The sequence below is a fragment of the Maritimibacter sp. genome, from assembly GCF_016774595.1.
GTDB classification, from domain to species: domain Bacteria; phylum Pseudomonadota; class Alphaproteobacteria; order Rhodobacterales; family Rhodobacteraceae; genus Maritimibacter; species Maritimibacter alkaliphilus.
Genome location: NZ_JACBWT010000002.1, coordinates 565,287 through 585,317, shown reverse-complemented (window position 1 = coordinate 585,317; position 20,031 = coordinate 565,287). Strand labels below are relative to the sequence as shown.

The window sequence follows — 20,031 nt, the reverse complement described above, 5'->3', positions numbered from 1 at the left end:
ACAAGGGGCCGGGCCAACGCCCGGCCCTTTTCGTTCAGGGCATGTTCCAATCCTGTGACCGCTGCGCCCACATCTTTTCCCCGATCAGGCAATCATAGCTTTCGCCTTCGTTGTATTGCACGGGGATGATCTGTTCCGTGGGCGGGATCGACCCGATGAACACCTCCATCACCAGTTTTTGCAGCACGGCGTCCGCGAAATCCTCCCACCCGAGCACGGGAACCACGAAGGCCCCCGGCCCGCCGATCACGCAATCGCGGTAATAGACGTCGAGGTCGTCGATGCTCCACAGGCTCCACAACCCGTCCTGCGTGAGAAGCGGCAGGCCGTTGATGACGATGCCCTGCGAAATCGCGGCGTCGCGCATCTCTTCCACATGGCGTCCCTGATTGTTCGGCCCGTCGCCGGAGACGTCGATGACACGCCTGATCCCGTCGTAGTCGTTCGAATTGATCGCGGCGGTCGCGTAGGCCAAAGCCTCGGAAATCGAGGTCCGGCGCATGGTCGGGTTGAAGGTGACGGTGAGCGCATCGGCGAAGGCGTGCAGGTCTTCGCGGGATTCGATGAGCGTCCAGGGCACGATCTCGCGCTGACTGCCCGCCCATTCGACATAGGTGATCGCGATCCGCCCCATCGCGCCCGACCCCACCGCATCCGCCAGCGCATCCGACCGGAGGGCTGCGGCATAGCCGCGCCGCTGGATTTCCAGCTCGTGATAGCTGACCGACCGCGACACGTCGACCATGAGCGCCAGTTCCAGATCAACGAGGATCGGCTGCGCACGAAGCGGCGAGGCGGACAGGATCAGGGCGACGAGCAGGGCGAGCGTTTTCATTCCCGCAGCATGGCGGGGGCCGGCCCGCGCTGTCTATTCACAAGGTGGTGGCCCGACCTTCAGCCGTCCGCGTCTTTGCGCCTGACCCTGTAGCCCGCCGCCTTCGCGGCACGAAGCTGTGCCTGGGCTTCGCGGTGGGCATAATCGTCCTGGCCCACGTGCATCCGCCCCTGCAGCGGGTAATCCGGGCTGAACGGCGCGCTTTCGCCGTAGCCGAAGGCGCTGTCCTGCACGAAGACCCGGTCGCGCATCCACGGCCAGACCTCGCGCCGGAGGAACAACTGGTCGTCCACGCGGGAGTTCAGCACCTTTTCACGCGACTTGGCGAAGGCGAGGATGCGTTTGCCCATGCCGGGAATATTGCCGCGATGCGCCCCCCAGAGGCCCGCGAGGACCAATTCGGAATGGGTCAGGAAATCGCGCATGACGTGGAACGGCTGACCGGAGTTCAGCCAGTCCTGCACCGCCACGCGTTCGCGGATCGTGGGCACGCTGTCGGCATCGCGGCAGACGTAGATATCCACGTCCCGGTCGTCCTCGACCAGAAAGCGCCAGAACAGACCATAGCGGTTCGCGGGCAGCGAGGGCACCATGCGAAGCTGGGCACCGTTCGCGCGAAGCTCCTTGCGTGCCGCTTCCGGCACGCTCTCGTCGATATAGAAGCGGGGCGTCCAGCCCGGATAGACATAGCGCGCGACGATGGCATTGCGCACCGCGCCCTCCAGATACCGCGCGCCATTGCCCCACAGCGAATAGGCGATGATGTTGCGCTCGGGTCGTTCGGGGTCGAAGCGATGCGTGACCGGCGCGGGGCGGTCGCCAAGGACCGGCGCTTCGGTCTCTTTCAATTCGAGCGCCCGGATCGACCAACGCCTGTTCTCTTCCAGATTGCCCTTTCGCCCGTTCAACTCGGACATATAGCTCGCCCGAAGCACATCGGGGATCGGCGTCCTGTCGTCACTCGCGACCGCAAGCGCCTCGTCCACGAGGTTGGCGCGGGTGAGCGCCGAAATCAGGTTCGACGCGTTTTCGCGATTGGGCTCAAGCTCATAGACCGCCCGCGTGATCTCGACCGCCTTGGCGGTGTCGCCGGTGTTGAAGGCGTGCGCGCCGAGGATGCGGCGGGCGGGCAGGTAATCGTCAGGCGCGGTTTCCAGAACGGCGGCCTCGTCGGGCGTCAGGGTCAGGTTGCCGCGTTTCAGGATGGTTTCGACGAGATCGGCGTATTCCATTGGGTGTCACATCGGCCAGAAGATCAGGATGAGCGGAATCGAGGTCGCCACGACGATACCCTCAAGCGGCAGGCCCATCCGCCAGTAATCGCCGAAGCGATATCCGCCGGGGCCAAGGATCAGCGTGTTGTTCTTGTGCCCGATGGGCGTGAGGAAGGCGCAGGACGCCGCCACCGCCACGGCCATCAGGAACGGGTCGGGGTTCTTGTCGAGCGCCGCCGCCATCTGGATGCCCACAGGGGCCGCGACGATGGCCGTCGCGGTGTTGTTCAGCACATCCGACAACGACATGGTGACGACCATCAAAAGCGTGAGCACGGCCCAGGGCGGCAAGCCATTCGTGATCGAGACGAGGCCGTTGGCGATGAGTTGCGTGCCCCCGGAGGCTTCCAGCGCCGCGCCCAGCGGGATCATCGAGCCGAGCAGGACAACGACGGGCCATTCGACGTGATCGTAGACCTCGGTCAACGGCACGATGCCGGTCAGAACGAACCCGATCACGACCGCGCCCAGCGCGACGGGCAGATAGACGAGGCCGAAACTGGCCAGCGCGACCGCGACGGCGAACATGCCGATGGCGAGCCAGACCTTGCGCTCCTGCGTGACGGCGAGGCCACGTTCGGCCAGTGGGAGCGCGCCCAGCCACTCGGTCACGGCAGCCTCCTGCCCCGAGGGGACGAGGAGGAGCAGGATGTCGCCGGCTTTCACCGGGGTCTTGGCGATCTTGGAGCGGAATTTCTTTTCCGAGCGGCGGATGCCAAGCAGGACCGCATGACGCCGCCAGTTCAGACCGATGGCCTGCGCGGTCTTGCCGTTGATGCGACTGTCGTCGGTCACGACCACTTCGATCTTGGACAGCCCGGCCCCGTCCGCGCGCAACCGTTCCTCTCGCTTGGTGTCGGCGAAGCCGAGGGACAGGGAGGCGCGGAATTCGTCCAGCGCCTCAGGCGTCGCCTCGAGCACCAGAATGTCGCCTGCCGCGATCTTGGTCGTGCGCTGGGTGCCGTATTTGCGTTTGCCGTCCCGGATCAGGCCGAGGATCACGACGTCGTTGCTTTCCGCGTCCTCGTAGATCTCTTCGACCCGCTTGCCGACGATCTTGGCCTCGTCGGGAACCACCAGTTCGGCGGTGTAGTCGGAATAATCCTGCATCGGGTCGATGGCCGCCCCGCCCTGCTCGGCCTTGGGGATCAGCCGCCAGCCGATGAAGGCGACGAAGACGAGGCCGACCAGCGCGGTCAGGGCGCCGACAGGGGCGAAGTCGAACATCCGAAACGGCTCGCCCAGGCTTTCATCACGGATCGAAGCGATGATGATGTTGGGCGGGGTGCCGATGAGCGTGGCCATGCCGCCGAGGATCGTCGCAAAGCTGAGCGGCATGAGGCTGAGGCCCGGCGCGCGGCCCGCCTTGCGCGCGGTCTGGATGTCGACGGGCATCAGAAGTGCGAGCGCGGCGACGTTGTTCATGAAAGCCGACAACACGCCGCCGATCGCGCCCATCACGGCGATATGCGCGCCGAGCTTGCGCGACGAGTCCACCAGCGTGCGGGTGATGAGGAACACCGCGCCGGAACGCACGAGGCCCGCCGACACGATCAGGACCAGCGCGACGATGAGCGTGGCGGGGTGGCCGAAGCCGGAAAAAACCTCGTCCTTCGGCACGACGCCGATGATCGCGCCGAGGATCAGGGCCCCGAAGGCGACCATATCGTAGCGGAATTTTCCCCAGAGCAGGAGTGCGAAGACGCCGACGAACAGCCCGAAGAGAATGATCTGATCCAAAGTCATGCCAAAGGCTTAGCGCCTCGGGCGGCGCGGGTCACGCCATAACCACCGGGATGAGCGAGACGAGGAGCAGCGTGGCCATGGTCCAGTTGAAGACCGTCAGCCGCCGCGCGTCGGTCAGCCACAGGCGCACCCGCCCGCCCAGCACGGTCCAGACCGACACCGAAGGCAGATTCACCGCGCCGAAGACGAGCGCGACCAGCACGACCGCTATGAGCGTGCGTTCGGGCGCATATGCGGCGATGGCAGTGAGGGCCATCGACCAGGCTTTCGGGTTGGCCCATTGGAAGGCGGCGGCTTGCAGGAAGGTCATCGGGCGTGCCTCCTGCCCCGCCTGTGTCGGCGCGGCGGCATGGGCGATCTTCCACGCGAGCCAGCCGAGGTAGAGCACCGCGACGACCTTGAGCAAGTCGTGCAGGATCGGCCAGCGGTCGAAAAGCGCCATGAGACCCGCGCCGACGAGCACGATCATCACCGTGAACCCGACCCCGACGCCCAGCATATGCGGCAGCGTGCGCCGAAACCCGAAGTTCGCTCCAGAGGCCATGAGCATCAGGTTGTTCGGCCCCGGTGTGAGGGACGAGACGGCCGCGAAGCCGACGAGAGCGATGAGGAGTTCGTGGGTCATGGCGCAATGATTTCAGGAATGACTCGCGCCGGGATTGCGAATACGTGTTTTCAACGCGGTTTTTCTGCAATAATTGTGAGTGATGGACCACCTGGATCATCGAATATTGCGCGAACTGAAACGCGACGGGCGGATCGCCAATACGCAACTGGCGGAGCGAGTCGGGCTGTCGCCCTCGGCCTGCCTGCGCCGCGTGCAGGCGATGGAGAAATCCGGCGTCATCCGCGGCTACCGCGCCGTGACCGACCCCACCAAGATGGGCACCGGGTTCGTGGCCTTCCTGATGGTCGGGCTGTCGGATCATTCCAAGAAGGCGCTGGAGCGGTTCGAACGCACCATGCTGGCCTGCCCCGAGATCACCGAGTGTCACAACATCACCGGGACGGCGGAATACCTGCTGCGGGTCGAGGCGGCGGACCTTGCCGCTTACAAGGCGATCCACACGGACGTGGTGAGTGCCTTGGACGGCGTGCGGCAGCTGACCACCCATGTCGTCGTGGGCACCCCGAAGGACGAGCGCGGCTGAGGGATTGCGCCGGGGCCTGCGCCCCGTCGCGGCGGGCCTCGCTGCGCTCGGCCAAGCCCGTGACGACCTGTCGCCACCCCCAGGCCGTTGCGCTTGTGGCGCCTGCGGGACCGGAGGGCCAGCCCTCCGGACCTCCCGAGGTTTTCTTGAAACGAAGAAGAGGGACGCGGGCTTGCGAGCCACCGGGGTGGTGACATATAGAGGCGCGACGCAATGAATACGCATGGAGGCATGCATGGCTGGCCACTCAAAATGGGCGAATATCCAGCACCGCAAGGGGCGGCAGGACGCCGCGCGCTCGAAGCTTTTTTCGAAGCTCGCCAAGGAAATCACCGTGGCCGCCAAGATGGGCGACCCGGACCCGGACAAGAACCCGCGCCTCAGGCTCGCGGTGAAGGAAGCCAAGTCGAACTCGGTGCCGAAGGACGTGATCGACCGCGCGATCAAGAAATCGCAGGCCGGTGAAGGCGACGATTACGAAGAGATCCGGTACGAGGGATACGGCCCGAACGGGGTGGCGGTGATCGTCGAGGCGATGACCGACAACCGCAATCGGACCGCGTCCACCGTGCGCTCGACCTTTTCGAAGAACGGCGGGAACCTGGGCGAGACCGGATCGGTCGGGTTCATGTTCGACCGGATGGGCGAAGTGGTCTATCCGGCTTCGGTGGGCGATGCCGATACCGTCATGATGGCCGCGATCGAAGCGGGCGCGATGGATGTGGAAAGCTCGGAGGACGGGCATATCATCTATTGCGCCGACACCGATCTGAACGAGGTGTCGACGGCGCTGGAAGCGGAACTCGGTGAATCCGAGTCGACCAAGCTGATCTGGAAGCCGACGACCACGACCGAGATGGATCTCGAGTCGATGCAGAAGCTGATGAAGCTGATCGACGCGCTTGAGGACGACGACGACGTTCAGCGCGTGACGACCAACTTCGAAGCCCCCGATGAGGTTATGGAACAACTCTGATCGTCAGGGTCGTTTTCGAACATCCGAACCGGCGCACGGCCCCTGTGCGCCGGTTTTTCTTTTCCCTTTCGCGTATCGGCCCCACTTTGGGAACAGGCGAGAGGAGAGAGACATGAGCTGGAATCCCACCCTGCCCACCGGCGCGACGCCGGACGATATCGAGACGGTGATCGTGCCGCGCAGCCGTGACATCGGCCCGTTCGAGGTGCGCCGCGCCCTGCCGGCCGCCGGGCGCCGCATGGTCGGGCCGTTCGTGTTCTTCGACCATTTCGGCCCGGTCGAGTTCGTCACCGGCGAAGGGATGGACGTGCAGCCCCACCCCCACATCGGGCTCGGCACCGTGACCTATGTCGTCAAGGGGGAGTTCGAGCATCGCGACTCGCTCGGCACCCGGCAGATGATCCGGCCCGGAGCGGTGAACTGGATGGTGGCGGGGAGCGGTATCGCGCATTCCGAGCGCACGACGCCGCAGACGCGCGCGGCGCCGTCGAGCTTGCTCGGGCTTCAGACATGGGTGGCCTTGCCGGAAGACGAGGAGGATCGCGATTCCTCGTTCGAACACCATGGCGAAGACGCGCTTCCGGTGCTGGAGGGCGAAGGCAAGTCGCTCAGGCTCATCATGGGGCGCGGCTGGGGCGAACGGGCACCGGTCACGACGTTCCACGATATGTTCTATGCCGATGTGACGCTCGAGGCCGGGGCGAAGATCCCTTTGCCCGACGAACACGAGGATCGGGGGGCCTATGTGCTGTCCGGCAGCATCGCGGTCGCGGGCGAGGTCTATGAGGCCGGGCGCATGATGGTGTTCCGGCCGGGGGACGCGATGACGCTGACGGCGGGGCCGCAGGGTGCGCGGCTCGTGCTGCTCGGGGGCGAGACGCTGAACGGCCCGCGCCACATCTGGTGGAACTTCGTCTCGTCGTCGAAGGACAAGATCGAAGAGGCCAAGATGGCCTGGGCGACGGGGGCCTGGGCCAAGGACAAGTTCCGCCTGCCGCCGGGCGACGATGAGGAGTTCGTGCCGCTGCCCTGACCCGGTTCACCCGGACGCAGCCGCCCGGTCAGTGCACCCGACCCGCCGACACCGGCGTCGCGGCGAGACGGCTGAGGGCGACGCCCGCGCGTTCTGCAAGCGAGACGAGGCTCGGCGCCAGATCGGCGCGCACCAGCAGGGTCGCCAGCAGCATCGCATCGTCCCGGTCGCCTGCGAGCGCGGCACTCACCACCTGCGCGATACACGCTTCGTCACCGCCGAGGCATTTGCAGGTCAAGTGGTGGCGCATCAGCGGACGGCGGCCATAGAGGTGGCACAACTCGCAAAGCGATCCGATGGCCGACATCGCCTCGCGCCCGCCGTAGGGGCCGGTTTCGGCCTCGAACGCCTGTCGCTCCGACGCATCCGCCGCACCTCCGACGAGCCTGAGGCACAGGACCGCGCCGGCCTCGACCGCCCCCAACTCGTCCAGCAGGCCGACGGCCGCGCCGCCACGGGGGATCACCGACCCGTCCATCCGCGCCTCACTTCGTCAGGATGAGCTTGCCCGCGCGGGTGATGCGCAGGGTGTAGAGCGCGTCGCCCAGCATGATCTTGGCGGTCCGGCCGCCCAGCGTCAGTTCTTCGGCCCGGTGGAGCGGACAGGGCGCTTCGCGGAGGGTTTCGTTGGACATCGCGTTCATCGGCTCGTCTCCGTCGTCGTCAGGCGGTCGAGAAGCCATTCGAACCCGTATCCCTGTCCAAGGCCCGCCTCGGCGAGCAGTTCCATGATTTCCGTGCGGGCGCGGTGTCCGTCACCCCCACCGATCACACCCGTCGAGCGGGCCTCTTGCGCGTTTCTCATGATCTTTCCTCGGTCTGACCTCTGGCTGGCCCGACGAGGGTTGCGGGTGGCTGGAGGGGATCACGAGTCAAATCTGACAAATTCAGTCGGATTAGTCAATCGCGGTTTCGCGCTTGCACCCCGTCGCGCTTCCGGGTCACTTGTCGCCATGTCGGACGCAAGCGATGCTGCACCCTCCAACCCCATGGTCGGTGTGTTCTGGATGGTGGTCACGGGCCTGCTTTTCGTGGGCTTCACGGCGATCGTGAAATCGACCGGGGGGCGGCTTCCCGCCGCCGAAACCGCGTGGTTGCGCTATGTCCTGGGGCTTTTGTTCTTCGTGCCTTTCGCGCGGCGCATCCTGTCGATCCGTCTCGATGGGCCGACCTTTGGCCTGCTCGTCGTCCGCGGCCTGTTCCATGCGGTCGGCGTTATCGCCTGGTTTTTTGCGATGACCCGCATCCCGCTGGCTGAGGTGACGGCGATCAATTACCTCAACCCGGTGTTCGTGACGGTCGGCGCCGCGCTGTTCCTCGGCGAAAAGCTCGCGTTCCGCAGAATCGCGGCCATCGCTGTGGCGCTTGTCGGCGCGCTCGTGATCCTGCGCCCCGGCGTGCGCGAGATCGAGCCGGGGCACTGGGCGATGATCGGAACCTCGCTCGCCTTCGCCGTCGCCTATCTGATCCTCGGCCCGATTTCGAAACGGGTGGAGCCGTTCGTGATCGTCGCCATGCTGTCGCTCACCGTGGCACTGGCCCTGACCCCGGTCGCGCTGATGAACTGGGTGACGCCGACATGGAGCGAGATCGGATGGCTTTTCGCCGTCGCGGCCTTCGCCACCGCAGGGCATTACACCATGACGCTGGCCTTCGCGGCGGCCCCGCTGACCATGACGCAGCCGATCACCTTCCTGCAACTCGTCTGGTCCGTCGCGCTTGGCGCGGTCTTCTTCGGCGAAGGTGTGGACCCGTGGGTGATCGCAGGCGGCGGCATGATTATCACCGCCGTCAGTTTCATCACCTTTCGCGAGGCCATTCTGAAGCGTCGGGTGACGCCCGGCACCAACCAGACGAAATTCTGAGGTTCAGAGCATCCCCGGAACGACCAGGTCGGGCGGGCGGTGACCGTCGTCGAAGGTCTTGATATTGATGATGACCTTCTCGCCCATCTCGATCCGGCCTTCGACCGTCGCCGACCCCATGTGAGGCAGCAGAACCGCGTTGTCGAGTTCGCGCAGGCGTGGGTTCACCTCGTGCCCGTGTTCGAACACGTCGAGCCCCACGCCGCCGATCTCGCCCGCCCGCAGCATCCGGGTCAGCGCGTTCTCGTCGATCACCTCGCCGCGCGAGGTGTTGATGATGACCGCCTCGGGCTTCATCAGTTTCAGCCGGCGCGCGTTCATCAGGTGGAAGGTCGAGGGCGTGTGCGGGCAGTTGATCGACAGCACGTCGACCCGGCTGACCATCTGGTCGAGGCTTTCCCAATAGGTCGCCTTGTGCTCGGCCTCGATATCGGGGTGGAGTTGTTTGCGGTTGTGGTAATGGACCTGCATCCCGAACGCATTGGCCCGGCGGGCGACCGCCTGACCGATCCGGCCCATGCCGAGGATGCCCAGACGTTTGCCGGCGATCCGCCGCCCAAGGCTTGCGGTCGGGGCCCAGCCCTTCCATTCGCCCTGCGCCATCTTGCGGATGCCTTCGGGCAGTTTGCGGGTCACCGCGATAATCATGGCCATCGCCATATCCGCCGTGTCATCGGCCGAAACGCCGGGCGTGTTCGACACCAGAATGCCCCGTTGGCGGGCGGTCTGAACGTCGATGTGATCGACGCCCGCGCCATAGTTCGCGACGAGTTTCAGGTTGTCACCGGCCTGTGCCAGCAACCCTTGGTCGATCTGATCGGTGAGCGTCGGCACCAGCACGTCGACACGGCGCATGGCATCCGCCAGCGCCTCGCGCGTCATGGGCACGTCGTTCTCGTTCAATTCGACGTCGAAGAGTTCGGCCATCCGCTTTTCGACCGCCTCGGGCAACCGTCGCGTAACGACAACACTCAACCGCTTCCGAGCCATGCCCTGCCTCCCGTGGCTTTTCAATTCAGCGCATCGGTGGCATCGTGTCAGGGAACGCAAAAAGGCACAAGCGCAGGATAATAAAATTGCGCGGCCAATAATCGACAACACGCGTTCACGGGCAGAGCGATGACGAAGACAGGCGCATTTCTGGCGTTCATGGCTGTCGTCCTGGGGCTTATCGTCTCAGGCGCCGAGGCACGCGCGGCCGAGCGCGGGTCGGTCACCAACATGCCCATTCCACGCTTCGTTTCGCTGAAGGTGAGCGAGGCCAACGTGCGGCGCGGGCCGTCACTCACACACAAGATCGACTGGGTTTTCACCCGCCGTGGGATGCCGTTGGAGGTCACGGGCGAATTCGGCCATTGGCGCCGGGTTCAGGATCGCGACGGGGTCGGCGGCTGGGTGCATTACTCACTCATCTCGGGCGCACGGACGGCGATCGTGGATCGCGACCTCGCCCCGGTGCTGGTGCGGGCGGCAGCGGACGGACAGGTCAAGGCGCGGCTCGAAGCCGGGGTGATCGTGAACATGGACAAATGCGGGCCGGTCTGGTGCCGCGTGAAAGTCGGGGGGTATCGGGGATGGATGGAGAGATCCGCTTTGTGGGGCCTAAAGCCGGGCGAGGTCATCGAATAGGCGTCGAAGAGATCGCCACGCCCGCCTCGGCCCGCATGTTGATGAAACAGGGGCGGCGGGTTCTCATCATCCATGCCGACCGGGACAAGCTCGACTCGGTCGTGAACGGAACGGATGGTTTCTTTCCCAAACTCGCCGAACGCGCCCTGCGCGACGGCATCCAGACACGGGTGGTGCGCGCCGAGTCGAAGGTCGCGGCGATGATGTCGGCGCCGGGTCTGCGCAACGTGCATATCACGATGGGCGACGCGCCCCGTTACGTCCCCGACGCGCTTCACGTCGCTTTGGGTCCGGTGTCGGGCTTCTGGTATCTCGACGAGGTGGGCGTCAAGGCGAACAGTTCGATCCGGTTCAACCAGTTCGCCCCGGAGCGGATCGAAAAGGAACCGGCGGAGTATTTCTTCAACGGCGTCACGGGCTGGATGCTGTCGCACAATGTCTCGCCGATCCGGCAACCGGCCCGTGTGGACGGCGGGCTGGACCGCGCCCGCGCGACCATCTTCTGTCAGGAGATCGAGCGCCACACCCACCGCGCCCACTTTCTGACGACGGAAGAGATGATCCGCACCGTGGCCGAGCATGAACGCGAGCGGCTGATCTACCTGAAGCCGCATCCGGCCCAGTCGAAACCGATGCGGCGCGACATCATCGCGGTCGCGCAGGATTACCCGAATGTGATGGTCACCGATGCGTCCGTCCATGACCTCGCCGCAGCCGCCGACATCGTGGTCACGCAGAATTCCGGTGCCGGATTCGAAGCCCTGATGCAGAAAAAGACGGTCGTGACCTGCGCCAAGTCGGATTACTGGCAGGCCACGCTCACCGCCCGCACGGCGACGGAATTGCGCGAGGCGATGGATTACGGGCGCGCCGGCATGAAGGGCTTTCCCTACGAGAAATTCCTCTACTGGTTCCTGCACCGTCACCTGCTCGAAGTCGCGAAGGACAATTTCGCGGATCGCGCATGGGAACGGATCGCCGACAAGGTCTTTCTGTAGCCCGCGCCATGCGCTAAGCAATCCCCTCAGTTACGGGGACGTCATGGCCAATTCGACGCGCATGAACCTTTCGGCAGGGATCGCATCGTCCCTTGTCGCGCTGACCCTTGTCGGGCTCAAGATCTGGGCGCTTGGCGATACCCGCGCCCTGTCGGTGGGCGCATCGCTGATCGACAGCGCGATGGACCTGATGATCTCGCTCGGCGGTCTGGCCGCCATTGCCTATGCCGCCCGTCCGGCGGACGAGGATCACGCCTTCGGCCACAGTTCGGCCGAAGACCTTGCAGCACTGGGGCAGTCGCTGTTCATCATGGTCTCGGCGGGCGTCATCACCTGGGCCTCGGTCGCGCGGCTGTTGTCGGACACGCCCACCGAGCTTGCCAACGAAGGGCGCGGCATCGTCGTCATGGTCGTCTCGATCATCCTGACCGTCTGCCTCGTCCTCTGGCAGCGGCACGTGGCGAAGCGGACCGGAAGCCGCGTGGTCGCGGCGGACAGCCTGCATTATCTGGGCGACCTGATCCCGACCCTCGGGGCCATCGCCTCGCTCTGGGCGTCGGTCGCCTTCGGGCTGACGAGCATCGACAGCATCGTCGCCATCGGCGCCGCGCTCATGCTGGTCGTGGGCGCGCTCAACATCTTTCGCGGGGCGTTCAATGCGCTCATGGACCGGGCGGCGGACGACGACATGATTGCGGGGATCGAGGACGTGATACGCGACTTTCCCGGCGTCCACGGCTTCCACGACCTCAAGACCCGCATGGCCGGGTCCGTGACCTTCGTGAACGTCCATATCGAGTTGGACGGACGACAGACATTGGACGAGGCGCATACGATCGGGGCGGCGCTGCGCCGCGAAATCCTGAAAGCCTTTCCCAATACCGACGTGCTCATCCACAAAGACCCGGTCGGGGTCGAGCCGCATCCCGAGGACCCGTCCCGGCGCTAGGCGGTGTCGCATCGGTTGCCCAGCGCGGGCCAACCGCTTAACTAGGTACAAGGAAGGGTCTCATGCTCGCGGGTAAACGTGTTCTTCTCATCATCGGCGGCGGTGTCGGGGCGTTCAAGTCGCTGACGCTGATCCGTATTCTGCGTGAGCGTGGGGCAAGCGTGGTGCCGGTCATCACCCGCGCGGGGCAGGAGTTCGTGACGCCCCTGTCGGCCTCGGCTCTGGCGGCCGAAAAGGTCTATACCGACCTCTTCAGTCTGACGGACGAGGCCGAGATGGGGCATATCGAACTCAGCCGCGATGCCGACCTCGTGGTCGTGGCACCCGCCACCGCCGACCTTCTTGGCAAGATGGCGAACGGGCTGGCGGACGACTTGGCCTCGACGCTGCTTCTGGCCACCGACAAGCGCGTGCTGGTCGCCCCCGCGATGAACGTGCGGATGTGGGAGCATCCGGCGGTGCAGCGCAACGTGGCGACGCTCATGTCGGATGGCGTGCTGTTTGCTGGCCCCGTCGAGGGCGCGATGGCCTGTGGCGAGTTCGGCCCCGGTCGCCTTGTCGAGCCGGACCAGATCGCCGATGCCGTCTGTGCCGCGCTGGCGGACGGGCCTTTGAAGGGCAAGCACATCCTCGTCACCTCCGGGCCGACCCACGAACCCATCGACCCGGTGCGCTATATCGCGAACCGCTCGTCCGGGTCGCAGGGCACGGCGATTGCCGAGGCGCTGTCGGCATTGGGCGCCGCCGTCACCTTCGTCACGGGTCCGGCCGATGCGGAACGTCCCCGCGGGGTGCATGTGATCGAGGTCCAGACCGCGCGCGAGATGCTGGAGGCGGTTGGGTCCGCCCTGCCCGCCGATGCCGCCGTCTTCGCCGCCGCCGTGGCCGACTGGCGCGTCGCGAGCGCGTCGGACAAAAAGATGAAGAAGGACGGGTCGGGCACTTTGCCCACGCTCGACTTCGCCGAGAACCCCGACATCCTCGCCACCGTGAGCCGGATGGGCGACGGGCGGCCCGCGCTGGTCGTGGGCTTCGCCGCCGAGACCCATGACGTGATCGCCCATGCCACCGCCAAGCGCGACCGCAAAGGCTGCGACTGGATCGTGGCCAACGACGTGTCGCCCGAGACGGGCATCATGGGCGGGTCGGAAAACGCCGTGACGTTGATCTCGGATGCCGGGTCCGAGGATTGGCCGCGCATGGGCAAGGTCGAGGTCGCCCGCAAGCTCGCCGCCCGCATCGCCGAGGCGCTGGCATGAGCGGCCCGGTGATCCGCGTTCTGCGCGAGGACTGGGCGGACAGGAACGTGGCGCTCCCCTCCTATGAGACGTCCGGGGCTGCAGGGGCGGATATTCGCGCCAACCTCATGCCCGAGGATCGGGAAAAGGGCTTCACGCTCGAACCGATGGAGCGGCGGATCGTGCCCACGGGTCTGCGCGTGGAGATCCCTGACGGGTTCGAGATGCAGATCAGGCCGCGGTCCGGTCTGGCGCTGAAACACGGCCTCAGCCTGCCCAACACCCCCGGCACCATCGACAGCGATTATCGCGGCCCGCTGGGTGTGCTTTTGGTGAACTTCGGGGCCGAGCCCTACACCGTCGGGCATGGTGACCGGATCGCGCAGGCCATCGTCGCGCCCGTGGTGCAGGCCAGCTATGAGGTGGTCGAGGCGCTTGGCGACAGCCACCGGGGCGACGGCGGGTTCGGCTCCACGGGCACGAAATGATCTTTGTTGTCATCGCACTGGCGGCGATCTGGGGGCTTGGCGCGCTGTTCAAGGTGCCTGCTAGCCGTAGCTGGGTTCTGACCGCCGTCGTGTTGGTGGCCGTCCTGCTGGCCCACGCCCTGCTCCCCCCTGACAACCCGATCCCGCAGCTCTTCGGCGGAAGTTTCGCTGGCTGGGCAACGGCGGTGGGCGTGCTGCTCGTCATCGCGGGCTACAGCCGGGGGGTCAGGGCGCTGCGATCCCGTTCGACCCCGGTCGCGCCGACACAGGACGGCCCCTTCACCGACACCGAACTTGGCCGCTACGCCCGCCACATCGTGTTGCGTGAAATCGGCGGACCGGGGCAGAAGGCCCTGAAGGACGCGAAGGTGCTGGTGATCGGCGCGGGCGGTCTGGGCTCGCCTGCGCTGCTTTACCTTGCGGCGGCGGGGGTCGGCACCATCGGTGTGATCGACGACGACACCGTCGATAACTCCAACCTCCAACGGCAGGTGATCCATGCGGACGCCCGGATCGGCACGCCCAAGGTGTTCTCGGCCGAGGCCGCGATGGTCGCGCAGAACCCCTATGTGACCGTGCGCCCCTACAACCGCCGCCTGTCGGAGGAGATCGCCGAAGACCTGTTCGCGGATTACGATCTGATCCTCGAAGGGTCGGACAATTTCGAGACGCGCTATCTGGTGAACCGGGTCGCCGCCAAGCTGGGCAAGCCCGTGGTCGGCGCGGCGCTCACCCAGTGGGAGGGGCAGATTTCGGTCTGGGATCCGGCCAAGGGCGCGCCCTGTTACGAGTGCGTCTTTCCCGAGGCCCCGGCCCCCGGCCTTGCCCCGTCCTGCGCCGAGGCGGGCGTGGTCGGCCCCCTGCCCGGCGTTCTGGGGTCGATGATGGCGGTCGAGGCGGTCAAGCTGATCTCCGGCGCGGGCGAGCCGCTCAGGGGCCGGATGATGATCTATGACGCGCTTTATGCCGACACCCGGTCGATCAAACTCAAGCGGCGGCCCGACTGCCCCGCGTGCGGCGGCGCACATGGTCTGGACGTTTCGGCGGGTGGCGCTTAGCTGTTTCCTCAAAGGAGACGCGCCATGACCAACCCGCTTCTGTCCGACTGGGACACCCCGTTCGACCTGCCCCCCTTCGACGGCATTACCGATGCCGATTTCGAACCGGCGATGGAGGCGGCGCTGGCCGACGCCCGCGCGAACGTGGCGGCGATTGCCGACAGCCCGGATGAGCCGACCTTCGCCAACACGATCGAGGCGCTGGAAGAGGCCGATGCGCTTTTGTCCAAGGTGTTGGGCGTGTTCTACAACCTCGCCGGGGCCGATGCGAACGAGACGCGCGAAGCGTTGCAGCGCAAGTTCTCGCCCCAGCTTGCCGCCTATTCCTCGGACATCCTGCTGAACGCCGACCTCTTCGCGCGGATCGACGCGCTTTGGGAGGCGCGCGAGGATCTGGACCTGTCGGATGAACAGGCGCGGCTTCTGATGATGACCCGACGCCGTTTCGTGCGGGCGGGTGCGCTTCTGGAAGGCGAAGATCGCGACCGCTACCGCGCCGTGATGGAAAGGCTCGCCGTGCTCGGGACCGAGTTCACCCAGAACCTGCTGGCCGACGAGCGGTCGTGGCACATGGAGCTGAACGAGGCCGACCTCGAAGGTCTGCCGGATTTCGCCATCGACGCCGCGCGCGCGGCGGGCGAAGACAAGGGCGTGGGTGGCCCGGTCGTGACCCTGTCTCGCTCGCTCATCACGCCGTTTCTGGCCTCCTCTCCCAAGCGCGAATTGCGGCGCAAGGCCTATGAGGCCTACGTGTCGCGCGGGGCGAATGGCGGCAAGACCGACAACCGCGCGATTGCGGCGGAAATCCTGAAACTGCGCGAGGAACGCGCCAAGCTGCTCGGGTATGAGAGTTTCGCGGCCTACAAGCTGGAAACCGAAATGGCGGGCACGCCCGAGGCGGTCGAAGACCTGCTGAACAAGGTCTGGACGCCCGCGCGCGCCGCCGCGCTCGCCGATGCCGAGGCGCTGGAGGCCATGCTGCACGCCGACGGTCACACCGGCCCTCTGGAGCCATGGGACTGGCACTATTACTCAGGCAAGCGTCGACAGGAATTGCATGATCTCGACGAGTCCAAGGTCAAACCCTACCTGCAACTCGACCGGATGATCGACGCGGCCTTCGGTGTCGCGAACCGTCTGTTCGGGCTGGAATTCGCGCCGCTCGACGTCACGCCCTATCACCCCGATGTCCGGGTGTGGGAGGTCACGCGGGGCGGCGAACACGTCGCGGTTTTCATGGGCGACTATTTCGCGCGCGGCTCGAAACGATCCGGCGCGTGGTGCTCGGCGATGCGGTCGCAAAGCCGTCTGGGGGGCGACAAGTTCCCCATCGTCACCAACGTGTGCAACTTCGCCAAACCGGAGAAGGGCAAGCCCGCGCTTCTGAGCTGGGACGACGCGCGCACGCTGTTTCACGAGTTCGGCCATGCGCTGCACCAGATGCTGTCGGACGTGACTTATGAAAGCCTGTCGGGCACCTCGGTCGCCCGCGATTTCGTGGAACTGCCGAGCCAGCTTTACGAGCACTGGCTGGAGGTGCCCGAGGTGCTGGGCGAATACGCGACCCACGCCCAGACCGGCGAGCCGATCCCGGCGGATATGCTCGACCGCCTGATCGGAGCATCCACCTATGACGCGGGCTTTGCGACCGTGGAATACGTGGCCTCGGCGCTGGTCGATCTGGAGTTCCACCGGGGTAGCGCCCCTGCGGACCCGATGCAGAAACAGGCCGAGGTGCTGGAAAGCATCGGTATGCCGCGCGCGATCCGAATGCGCCATGCGACGCCGCATTTCGCGCATGTGTTTTCGGGCGACGGCTATTCCTCGGGCTACTATTCCTACATGTGGTCCGAGGTGATGGACGAAGACGCTTTCGCGGCCTTCAAGGAGGCGGGTGGCGCCTTCGACCCGGAGGTCGCAAAGAGCCTTGAGGACAACATCCTGTCCAAGGGCGGCACGGTCGAGGCCGACGCGCTTTACGTCAGGTTCCGGGGCAAGATGCCCGAGGTCGAGGCGCTTTTGAAAGGTCGGGGGCTGATCGCGGCGGAATAGCCGCCCGGTTCACTCGTCGAACACCGCGCAGGGGTCTTCACGCTCGACGGCGGGCGCGCTCAGGTAGGCGTCGAACCCGCCCTCCGGCTCCCCTCCGTCCTCGCCCTGTCCAAGCGTCAGGACGAGGATTTGCGGTCGCACGCGCGCGATGTAGCTGGGCACGCCCCAGTCCTCGCGGGCATGGCCATTGCCGGTGATGACCGCCACCGGCCCCCCGGTCTCGTCCAGCGCCTCGATGGTCACGCGGGCCAGCGTGGCGTCGCGCAGGCGTTGCAGATCGACCATCATCGGCAGCATCTCGGTCGGCAGTTTGCCGCAATGGGCATCGAGTTGCAGGTTCAGACGATCCGCCAGTTCCTCGGCCTCGAGGTCGTCTTCGAGGCCATAATCCGCGGCGCCCTCGCCGAAGGATCGCGCCACCCCGACCTCCATCGCCGCGCGCGCCGCCTCACGCGGGACCGCCGCGCCGAAGACCTGCGCGCCACGGGACGCCGCGAAGATCGGGTAATACATCGAAAAGTCCGGCCAACCGGCCTCTTCCCACCCCAGCAGCGCGCCAAGGGCTTCGGGGTCGCCTAGCCTGTCGTCGCGCACCTCGTCGGCCTGCGCCTGCGTCAGCATTTCGAACACCACCGCCCTCGGCTCGATGTCCCGGATCGCGTCGGCCTGCGCGGCATGATGCACGGGGTTGTCGTGCACTTCGCCCAGCACGTAGACGTCCGCGACCGTGCCCGCGAAAGGTCCGGCATGGGCCGCGACCGGTGCGAGCGCCAGAAAAAGAAATCTCCACATGGGGTCAATGTGGAGGCTCGGCCCGACGGCGGCAAGTGCTTCCCCTCGTCCGCGCGACTTGCTAGGCACCATCCATGTCGCTCACCCTGCCCCCTCTCGCCCTCATCGTCGGTGCCGCCAATTCCGGCAAGTCGGCCTATGCCGAACGGCTCGCCGAGGCGACCGGCCGCCCAATGACCTATATCGCGACGGCCCAGGCCTTCGATGACGAAATGCGGGCCAAGATCGCGGCCCACCGGGCCCGGCGCGGTGACGGCTGGACGACGGTGGAAGCGCCTCTGAACCTCGCCTCTGCGCTGGACGATGCACAATCGGATCATGTCGTGCTGGTCGATTGCATGACGCTCTGGCTGTCGAACCACCTCCTTTCCGAAACCGCGATCGAGGCGGAACAGGCGCGGGTGTTGGATTCGCTTGCCTCATGCGCCGCGCCGGTCGTCGTCGTCTCGAACGAAGTCGGGGCCGGGGTCGTGCCGGAAAACGCGCTCGCCCGCCGGTTTCGCGCCGCGCAAGGCGGACTCAATCAAGCGGTCGCGGCGCGGGCCGATCTGGTCGTGACCGTCATTGCGGGCCTGCCCCTCGCCCTGAAAGGCGCGTTGCCGCAGGGGGTCGCATGACCCGGTTCTGGTGGGTCCGTCACGGCCCGACGCATCGCAAGGGCATGGTCGGGTGGAGCGATGTGGCCGCCGACCTGTCGGACACCGCCGCCATCGCCCGGCTGCACGATCATCTACCCGACGCGCCGGTGATCTCGTCCGACCTGATCCGTTGCGTGACGACGGCGGACGCGATCCAGAAGGACCGCCCGCGCCTGCCGCATGACGCCGATCTGCGCGAACTGAACTTCGGGGTGTGGGAACTCAAGACCGCCGCCGAGATCGAAGCGAGCCACCCGGAGGCGATCCGCACCTTTTGGGACCGGCCCGACCTGAATGCGGCTCCGGGCGGCGAAAGCTGGACCGACATGACGACGCGGGTGGGCCGCGCCGTGGACCGGCTGATCGAAACGCAGACGGGCGATGTCATCGTCGTCGCCCATTTCGGGGCCATACTGGGTCAGGTCCAGCGTGCGCTCGCCTGCCCCGTGTCCGAAGTGCTCGGGCACAAGATCGACAACCTGTCGGTCACGCGCCTCGCCTTCGACGGCAGGCGCTGGCACGCCGAGGCGATCAATCACATTCCGTGACGCGTTTTTCACGAAAGGCGACTGTGTGCCCCGCGATTTCCCGGCTAACGTCGCCCCATGACCTACGATCTTTTCCTCGGCGACCAGACGTTTTCAAGCTGGTCGATGCGCGGCTGGCTCATGTTCGTGAAGTTCGGACTGCCGGTGAACGTCCATATGGTCGGGCTCTATGACGGGACGATGGCCGATGATCTTGCCGATCTCGCGCCCGCCCGGTTCGTGCCGGTCCTGCGCACGCCGGAAGGGATCGTCGTCGGCGACTCGCTGGCCATGGCAGAAACACTGGCCGAGCGTCACCCCGACGCGGGTCTCTGGCCTGCCGATTCGGCCGCGCGCGGGCTTGCGCGGTGGATGGTCGCAGAAATGCACTCCGGGTTCGGCGCATTGCGCGGGGCCTGCCCGATGCAGCTTCTGCACCAGTATCGCGACTTCCCCCTGACGCAAGAGGTGCAGGCGGATCTGGCCCGGATCGAAACGCTCTGGTCCTTGGCACAGGAGCGCCACGGCGGGAATGGCCCGTGGTTGTTCGGCGCCTATTCTCTGGCAGACGTGTTTTTTGCCCCCGTCGCGGCCCGGATCGCCGGATACGGTCTGACCGTCGGCGCGGCGGCTCAGGCCTATGTGGACGCGCATCTGGCCGACCCGGCCTTTCGCGATTGGCGCGCCGAGGGCCTGAAGAAGACCTATGTCCCCGTGCCCTATGCGATGGACCTGCCGACAGCACCCTGGCCCGGCCCGGCCTGAGGCGCGTTAACCATTTT

General features: G+C 66.1%; 23 protein-coding genes. 14 read left to right on the top strand and 9 right to left on the bottom strand.

The annotated features are described in order from the left end of the window. Positions 1-34: 34 nt before the first annotated feature. Genes HOY44_RS14120 through HOY44_RS14105 form a run of 4 tightly spaced genes read right to left on the bottom strand, consistent with a single transcriptional unit; the run spans position 35 to position 4,480 of the window. Positions 35-835, bottom strand: coding sequence for a DUF1194 domain-containing protein (locus tag HOY44_RS14120; protein WP_287435471.1), 801 nt, complete (start codon positions 833-835; stop codon positions 35-37). Between the two features lie 59 nt (positions 836-894). Continuing rightward, positions 895-2,067, bottom strand: coding sequence for a hypothetical protein (locus HOY44_RS14115; RefSeq protein ID WP_287435469.1), 1,173 nt, complete (start codon positions 2,065-2,067; stop codon positions 895-897). A gap of 6 nt (positions 2,068-2,073) precedes the next feature. Next, a complete protein-coding gene (locus HOY44_RS14110; RefSeq protein WP_287435467.1) occupies positions 2,074-3,855 on the bottom strand; it encodes an SLC13 family permease in 1,782 nt (593 codons plus the stop codon). A gap of 31 nt (positions 3,856-3,886) precedes the next feature. Continuing rightward, the gene (locus HOY44_RS14105; protein WP_287435465.1) at positions 3,887-4,480 is read right to left on the bottom strand and encodes a LysE family translocator; all 594 of its coding nucleotides are present in this window, start codon (positions 4,478-4,480) and stop codon (positions 3,887-3,889) included. Positions 4,481-4,562: 82 nt separating this feature from the next. Here HOY44_RS14105 and HOY44_RS14100 point away from each other — a divergent pair, with 82 nt between their 5' ends. The 3 genes from HOY44_RS14100 to HOY44_RS14090 all read left to right on the top strand — a co-directional run bounded on the left by HOY44_RS14100 (position 4,563) and on the right by HOY44_RS14090 (position 7,015). Then, positions 4,563-5,006, top strand: a complete 444-nt coding sequence (locus HOY44_RS14100) for an Lrp/AsnC family transcriptional regulator (protein WP_138423614.1) — start codon at positions 4,563-4,565, stop codon at positions 5,004-5,006. 235 nt (positions 5,007-5,241) lie between these two features. Then, positions 5,242-5,982: a YebC/PmpR family DNA-binding transcriptional regulator gene (locus tag HOY44_RS14095; protein WP_008330627.1), complete on the top strand. Its 741-nt coding sequence runs from the start codon at positions 5,242-5,244 to the stop codon at positions 5,980-5,982. Positions 5,983-6,094: 112 nt separating this feature from the next. Continuing rightward, positions 6,095-7,015 carry a pirin family protein gene (locus tag HOY44_RS14090; protein ID WP_287435462.1) on the top strand — a complete coding sequence of 307 codons (921 nt, stop codon included), beginning with the start codon at positions 6,095-6,097 and terminating at the stop codon, positions 7,013-7,015. 28 nt (positions 7,016-7,043) lie between these two features. On the opposite strand, the gene HOY44_RS14085 is transcribed toward HOY44_RS14090, so the two are convergent. The 3 genes from HOY44_RS14085 to HOY44_RS14075 are packed head-to-tail and all read right to left on the bottom strand — an operon-like array spanning position 7,044 to position 7,820. Continuing rightward, complete coding sequence (locus HOY44_RS14085) at positions 7,044-7,493, bottom strand: hypothetical protein (RefSeq protein WP_287435460.1); 450 nt, start codon at positions 7,491-7,493, stop codon at positions 7,044-7,046. Between the two features lie 7 nt (positions 7,494-7,500). Beyond that, positions 7,501-7,659, bottom strand: coding sequence for a hemin uptake protein HemP (gene hemP, locus HOY44_RS14080; protein WP_008330633.1), 159 nt, complete (start codon positions 7,657-7,659; stop codon positions 7,501-7,503). After that, on the bottom strand, positions 7,656-7,820 hold the full coding sequence (locus tag HOY44_RS14075) for a hypothetical protein (RefSeq protein WP_287435457.1): 165 nt from the start codon (positions 7,818-7,820) through the stop codon (positions 7,656-7,658). Before HOY44_RS14075 ends, hemP begins: the two co-directional genes overlap by 4 nt. Positions 7,821-7,968: 148 nt before the next feature. Here HOY44_RS14075 and HOY44_RS14070 point away from each other — a divergent pair, with 148 nt between their 5' ends. Next, on the top strand, positions 7,969-8,880 hold the full coding sequence (locus HOY44_RS14070; protein ID WP_287435455.1) for a DMT family transporter: 912 nt from the start codon (positions 7,969-7,971) through the stop codon (positions 8,878-8,880). A gap of 3 nt (positions 8,881-8,883) precedes the next feature. Here the strand turns inward: HOY44_RS14070 and HOY44_RS14065 are convergent, their stop codons facing one another. Further along, positions 8,884-9,870 carry a 2-hydroxyacid dehydrogenase gene (locus HOY44_RS14065; RefSeq protein WP_287435453.1) on the bottom strand — a complete coding sequence of 329 codons (987 nt, stop codon included), beginning with the start codon at positions 9,868-9,870 and terminating at the stop codon, positions 8,884-8,886. Between the two features lie 129 nt (positions 9,871-9,999). On the opposite strand from HOY44_RS14065, the gene HOY44_RS14060 reads away from it, so the two are divergent. The 7 genes from HOY44_RS14060 (at position 10,000) to HOY44_RS14030 (ending at position 17,292) form a co-directional block, all read left to right on the top strand. After that, positions 10,000-10,509 (top strand): SH3 domain-containing protein, encoded by a 510-nt coding sequence (locus HOY44_RS14060; protein WP_008330641.1) that lies wholly within the window; start codon positions 10,000-10,002, stop codon positions 10,507-10,509. A gap of 35 nt (positions 10,510-10,544) precedes the next feature. After that, complete coding sequence (locus tag HOY44_RS14055; RefSeq protein WP_171043003.1) at positions 10,545-11,507, top strand: capsular polysaccharide export protein, LipB/KpsS family; 963 nt, start codon at positions 10,545-10,547, stop codon at positions 11,505-11,507. A gap of 43 nt (positions 11,508-11,550) precedes the next feature. Then, the gene (locus HOY44_RS14050) at positions 11,551-12,456 is read left to right on the top strand and encodes a cation diffusion facilitator family transporter (RefSeq protein WP_287435452.1); all 906 of its coding nucleotides are present in this window, start codon (positions 11,551-11,553) and stop codon (positions 12,454-12,456) included. A 62-nt stretch (positions 12,457-12,518) separates the two neighbouring features. Further along, positions 12,519-13,715 carry a bifunctional phosphopantothenoylcysteine decarboxylase/phosphopantothenate--cysteine ligase CoaBC gene (coaBC, locus tag HOY44_RS14045; RefSeq protein ID WP_287435450.1) on the top strand — a complete coding sequence of 399 codons (1,197 nt, stop codon included), beginning with the start codon at positions 12,519-12,521 and terminating at the stop codon, positions 13,713-13,715. Beyond that, complete coding sequence (gene dut, locus HOY44_RS14040) at positions 13,712-14,182, top strand: dUTP diphosphatase (protein ID WP_287435448.1); 471 nt, start codon at positions 13,712-13,714, stop codon at positions 14,180-14,182. The genes coaBC and dut overlap by 4 nt, the downstream gene beginning before the upstream one ends. Further along, a complete protein-coding gene (locus HOY44_RS14035; RefSeq protein ID WP_287435446.1) occupies positions 14,179-15,240 on the top strand; it encodes a HesA/MoeB/ThiF family protein in 1,062 nt (353 codons plus the stop codon). Before dut ends, HOY44_RS14035 begins: the two co-directional genes overlap by 4 nt. A gap of 24 nt (positions 15,241-15,264) precedes the next feature. Next, positions 15,265-17,292 carry a M3 family metallopeptidase gene (locus tag HOY44_RS14030; RefSeq protein ID WP_287435443.1) on the top strand — a complete coding sequence of 676 codons (2,028 nt, stop codon included), beginning with the start codon at positions 15,265-15,267 and terminating at the stop codon, positions 17,290-17,292. Positions 17,293-17,301: 9 nt separating this feature from the next. Here HOY44_RS14030 and HOY44_RS14025 read toward each other — a convergent pair whose 3' ends face one another. Further along, positions 17,302-18,084, bottom strand: coding sequence for a ChaN family lipoprotein (locus HOY44_RS14025; protein WP_287435441.1), 783 nt, complete (start codon positions 18,082-18,084; stop codon positions 17,302-17,304). 74 nt (positions 18,085-18,158) lie between these two features. Between HOY44_RS14025 and cobU the strand changes: the two genes are divergently transcribed. Genes cobU through HOY44_RS14010 form a run of 3 tightly spaced genes read left to right on the top strand, consistent with a single transcriptional unit; the run spans position 18,159 to position 20,014 of the window. Beyond that, positions 18,159-18,701: a bifunctional adenosylcobinamide kinase/adenosylcobinamide-phosphate guanylyltransferase gene (cobU, locus tag HOY44_RS14020; RefSeq protein ID WP_287435439.1), complete on the top strand. Its 543-nt coding sequence runs from the start codon at positions 18,159-18,161 to the stop codon at positions 18,699-18,701. Continuing rightward, positions 18,698-19,270, top strand: a complete 573-nt coding sequence (locus tag HOY44_RS14015; RefSeq protein WP_287435437.1) for a histidine phosphatase family protein — start codon at positions 18,698-18,700, stop codon at positions 19,268-19,270. The genes cobU and HOY44_RS14015 overlap by 4 nt, the downstream gene beginning before the upstream one ends. Positions 19,271-19,327: 57 nt before the next feature. After that, on the top strand, positions 19,328-20,014 hold the full coding sequence (locus HOY44_RS14010) for a glutathione S-transferase (RefSeq protein WP_287435435.1): 687 nt from the start codon (positions 19,328-19,330) through the stop codon (positions 20,012-20,014). Positions 20,015-20,031 lie beyond the last annotated feature (17 nt).

Bases quoted from the DNA above. Each gene is read 5' to 3' on its own strand.
- HOY44_RS14120 (WP_287435471.1), bottom strand. From the start codon at position 835: ATGAAAACGCTCGCCCTGCTCGTCGCCCTGATCCTGTCCGCCTCGCCG.
- HOY44_RS14115 (WP_287435469.1), bottom strand. From the start codon at position 2,067: ATGGAATACGCCGATCTCGTCGAAACCATCCTGAAACGCGGCAACCTG.
- HOY44_RS14110 (WP_287435467.1), bottom strand. From the start codon at position 3,855: ATGACTTTGGATCAGATCATTCTCTTCGGGCTGTTCGTCGGCGTCTTC.
- HOY44_RS14105 (WP_287435465.1), bottom strand. From the start codon at position 4,480: ATGACCCACGAACTCCTCATCGCTCTCGTCGGCTTCGCGGCCGTCTCG.
- HOY44_RS14100 (WP_138423614.1), top strand. From the start codon at position 4,563: ATGGACCACCTGGATCATCGAATATTGCGCGAACTGAAACGCGACGGG.
- HOY44_RS14095 (WP_008330627.1), top strand. From the start codon at position 5,242: ATGGCTGGCCACTCAAAATGGGCGAATATCCAGCACCGCAAGGGGCGG.
- HOY44_RS14090 (WP_287435462.1), top strand. From the start codon at position 6,095: ATGAGCTGGAATCCCACCCTGCCCACCGGCGCGACGCCGGACGATATC.
- HOY44_RS14085 (WP_287435460.1), bottom strand. From the start codon at position 7,493: ATGGACGGGTCGGTGATCCCCCGTGGCGGCGCGGCCGTCGGCCTGCTG.
- hemP (WP_008330633.1), bottom strand. From the start codon at position 7,659: ATGAACGCGATGTCCAACGAAACCCTCCGCGAAGCGCCCTGTCCGCTC.
- HOY44_RS14075 (WP_287435457.1), bottom strand. From the start codon at position 7,820: ATGAGAAACGCGCAAGAGGCCCGCTCGACGGGTGTGATCGGTGGGGGT.
- HOY44_RS14070 (WP_287435455.1), top strand. From the start codon at position 7,969: ATGTCGGACGCAAGCGATGCTGCACCCTCCAACCCCATGGTCGGTGTG.
- HOY44_RS14065 (WP_287435453.1), bottom strand. From the start codon at position 9,870: ATGGCTCGGAAGCGGTTGAGTGTTGTCGTTACGCGACGGTTGCCCGAG.
- HOY44_RS14060 (WP_008330641.1), top strand. From the start codon at position 10,000: ATGACGAAGACAGGCGCATTTCTGGCGTTCATGGCTGTCGTCCTGGGG.
- HOY44_RS14055 (WP_171043003.1), top strand. From the start codon at position 10,545: ATGTTGATGAAACAGGGGCGGCGGGTTCTCATCATCCATGCCGACCGG.
- HOY44_RS14050 (WP_287435452.1), top strand. From the start codon at position 11,551: ATGGCCAATTCGACGCGCATGAACCTTTCGGCAGGGATCGCATCGTCC.
- coaBC (WP_287435450.1), top strand. From the start codon at position 12,519: ATGCTCGCGGGTAAACGTGTTCTTCTCATCATCGGCGGCGGTGTCGGG.
- dut (WP_287435448.1), top strand. From the start codon at position 13,712: ATGAGCGGCCCGGTGATCCGCGTTCTGCGCGAGGACTGGGCGGACAGG.
- HOY44_RS14035 (WP_287435446.1), top strand. From the start codon at position 14,179: ATGATCTTTGTTGTCATCGCACTGGCGGCGATCTGGGGGCTTGGCGCG.
- HOY44_RS14030 (WP_287435443.1), top strand. From the start codon at position 15,265: ATGACCAACCCGCTTCTGTCCGACTGGGACACCCCGTTCGACCTGCCC.
- HOY44_RS14025 (WP_287435441.1), bottom strand. From the start codon at position 18,084: ATGTGGAGATTTCTTTTTCTGGCGCTCGCACCGGTCGCGGCCCATGCC.
- cobU (WP_287435439.1), top strand. From the start codon at position 18,159: ATGTCGCTCACCCTGCCCCCTCTCGCCCTCATCGTCGGTGCCGCCAAT.
- HOY44_RS14015 (WP_287435437.1), top strand. From the start codon at position 18,698: ATGACCCGGTTCTGGTGGGTCCGTCACGGCCCGACGCATCGCAAGGGC.
- HOY44_RS14010 (WP_287435435.1), top strand. From the start codon at position 19,328: ATGACCTACGATCTTTTCCTCGGCGACCAGACGTTTTCAAGCTGGTCG.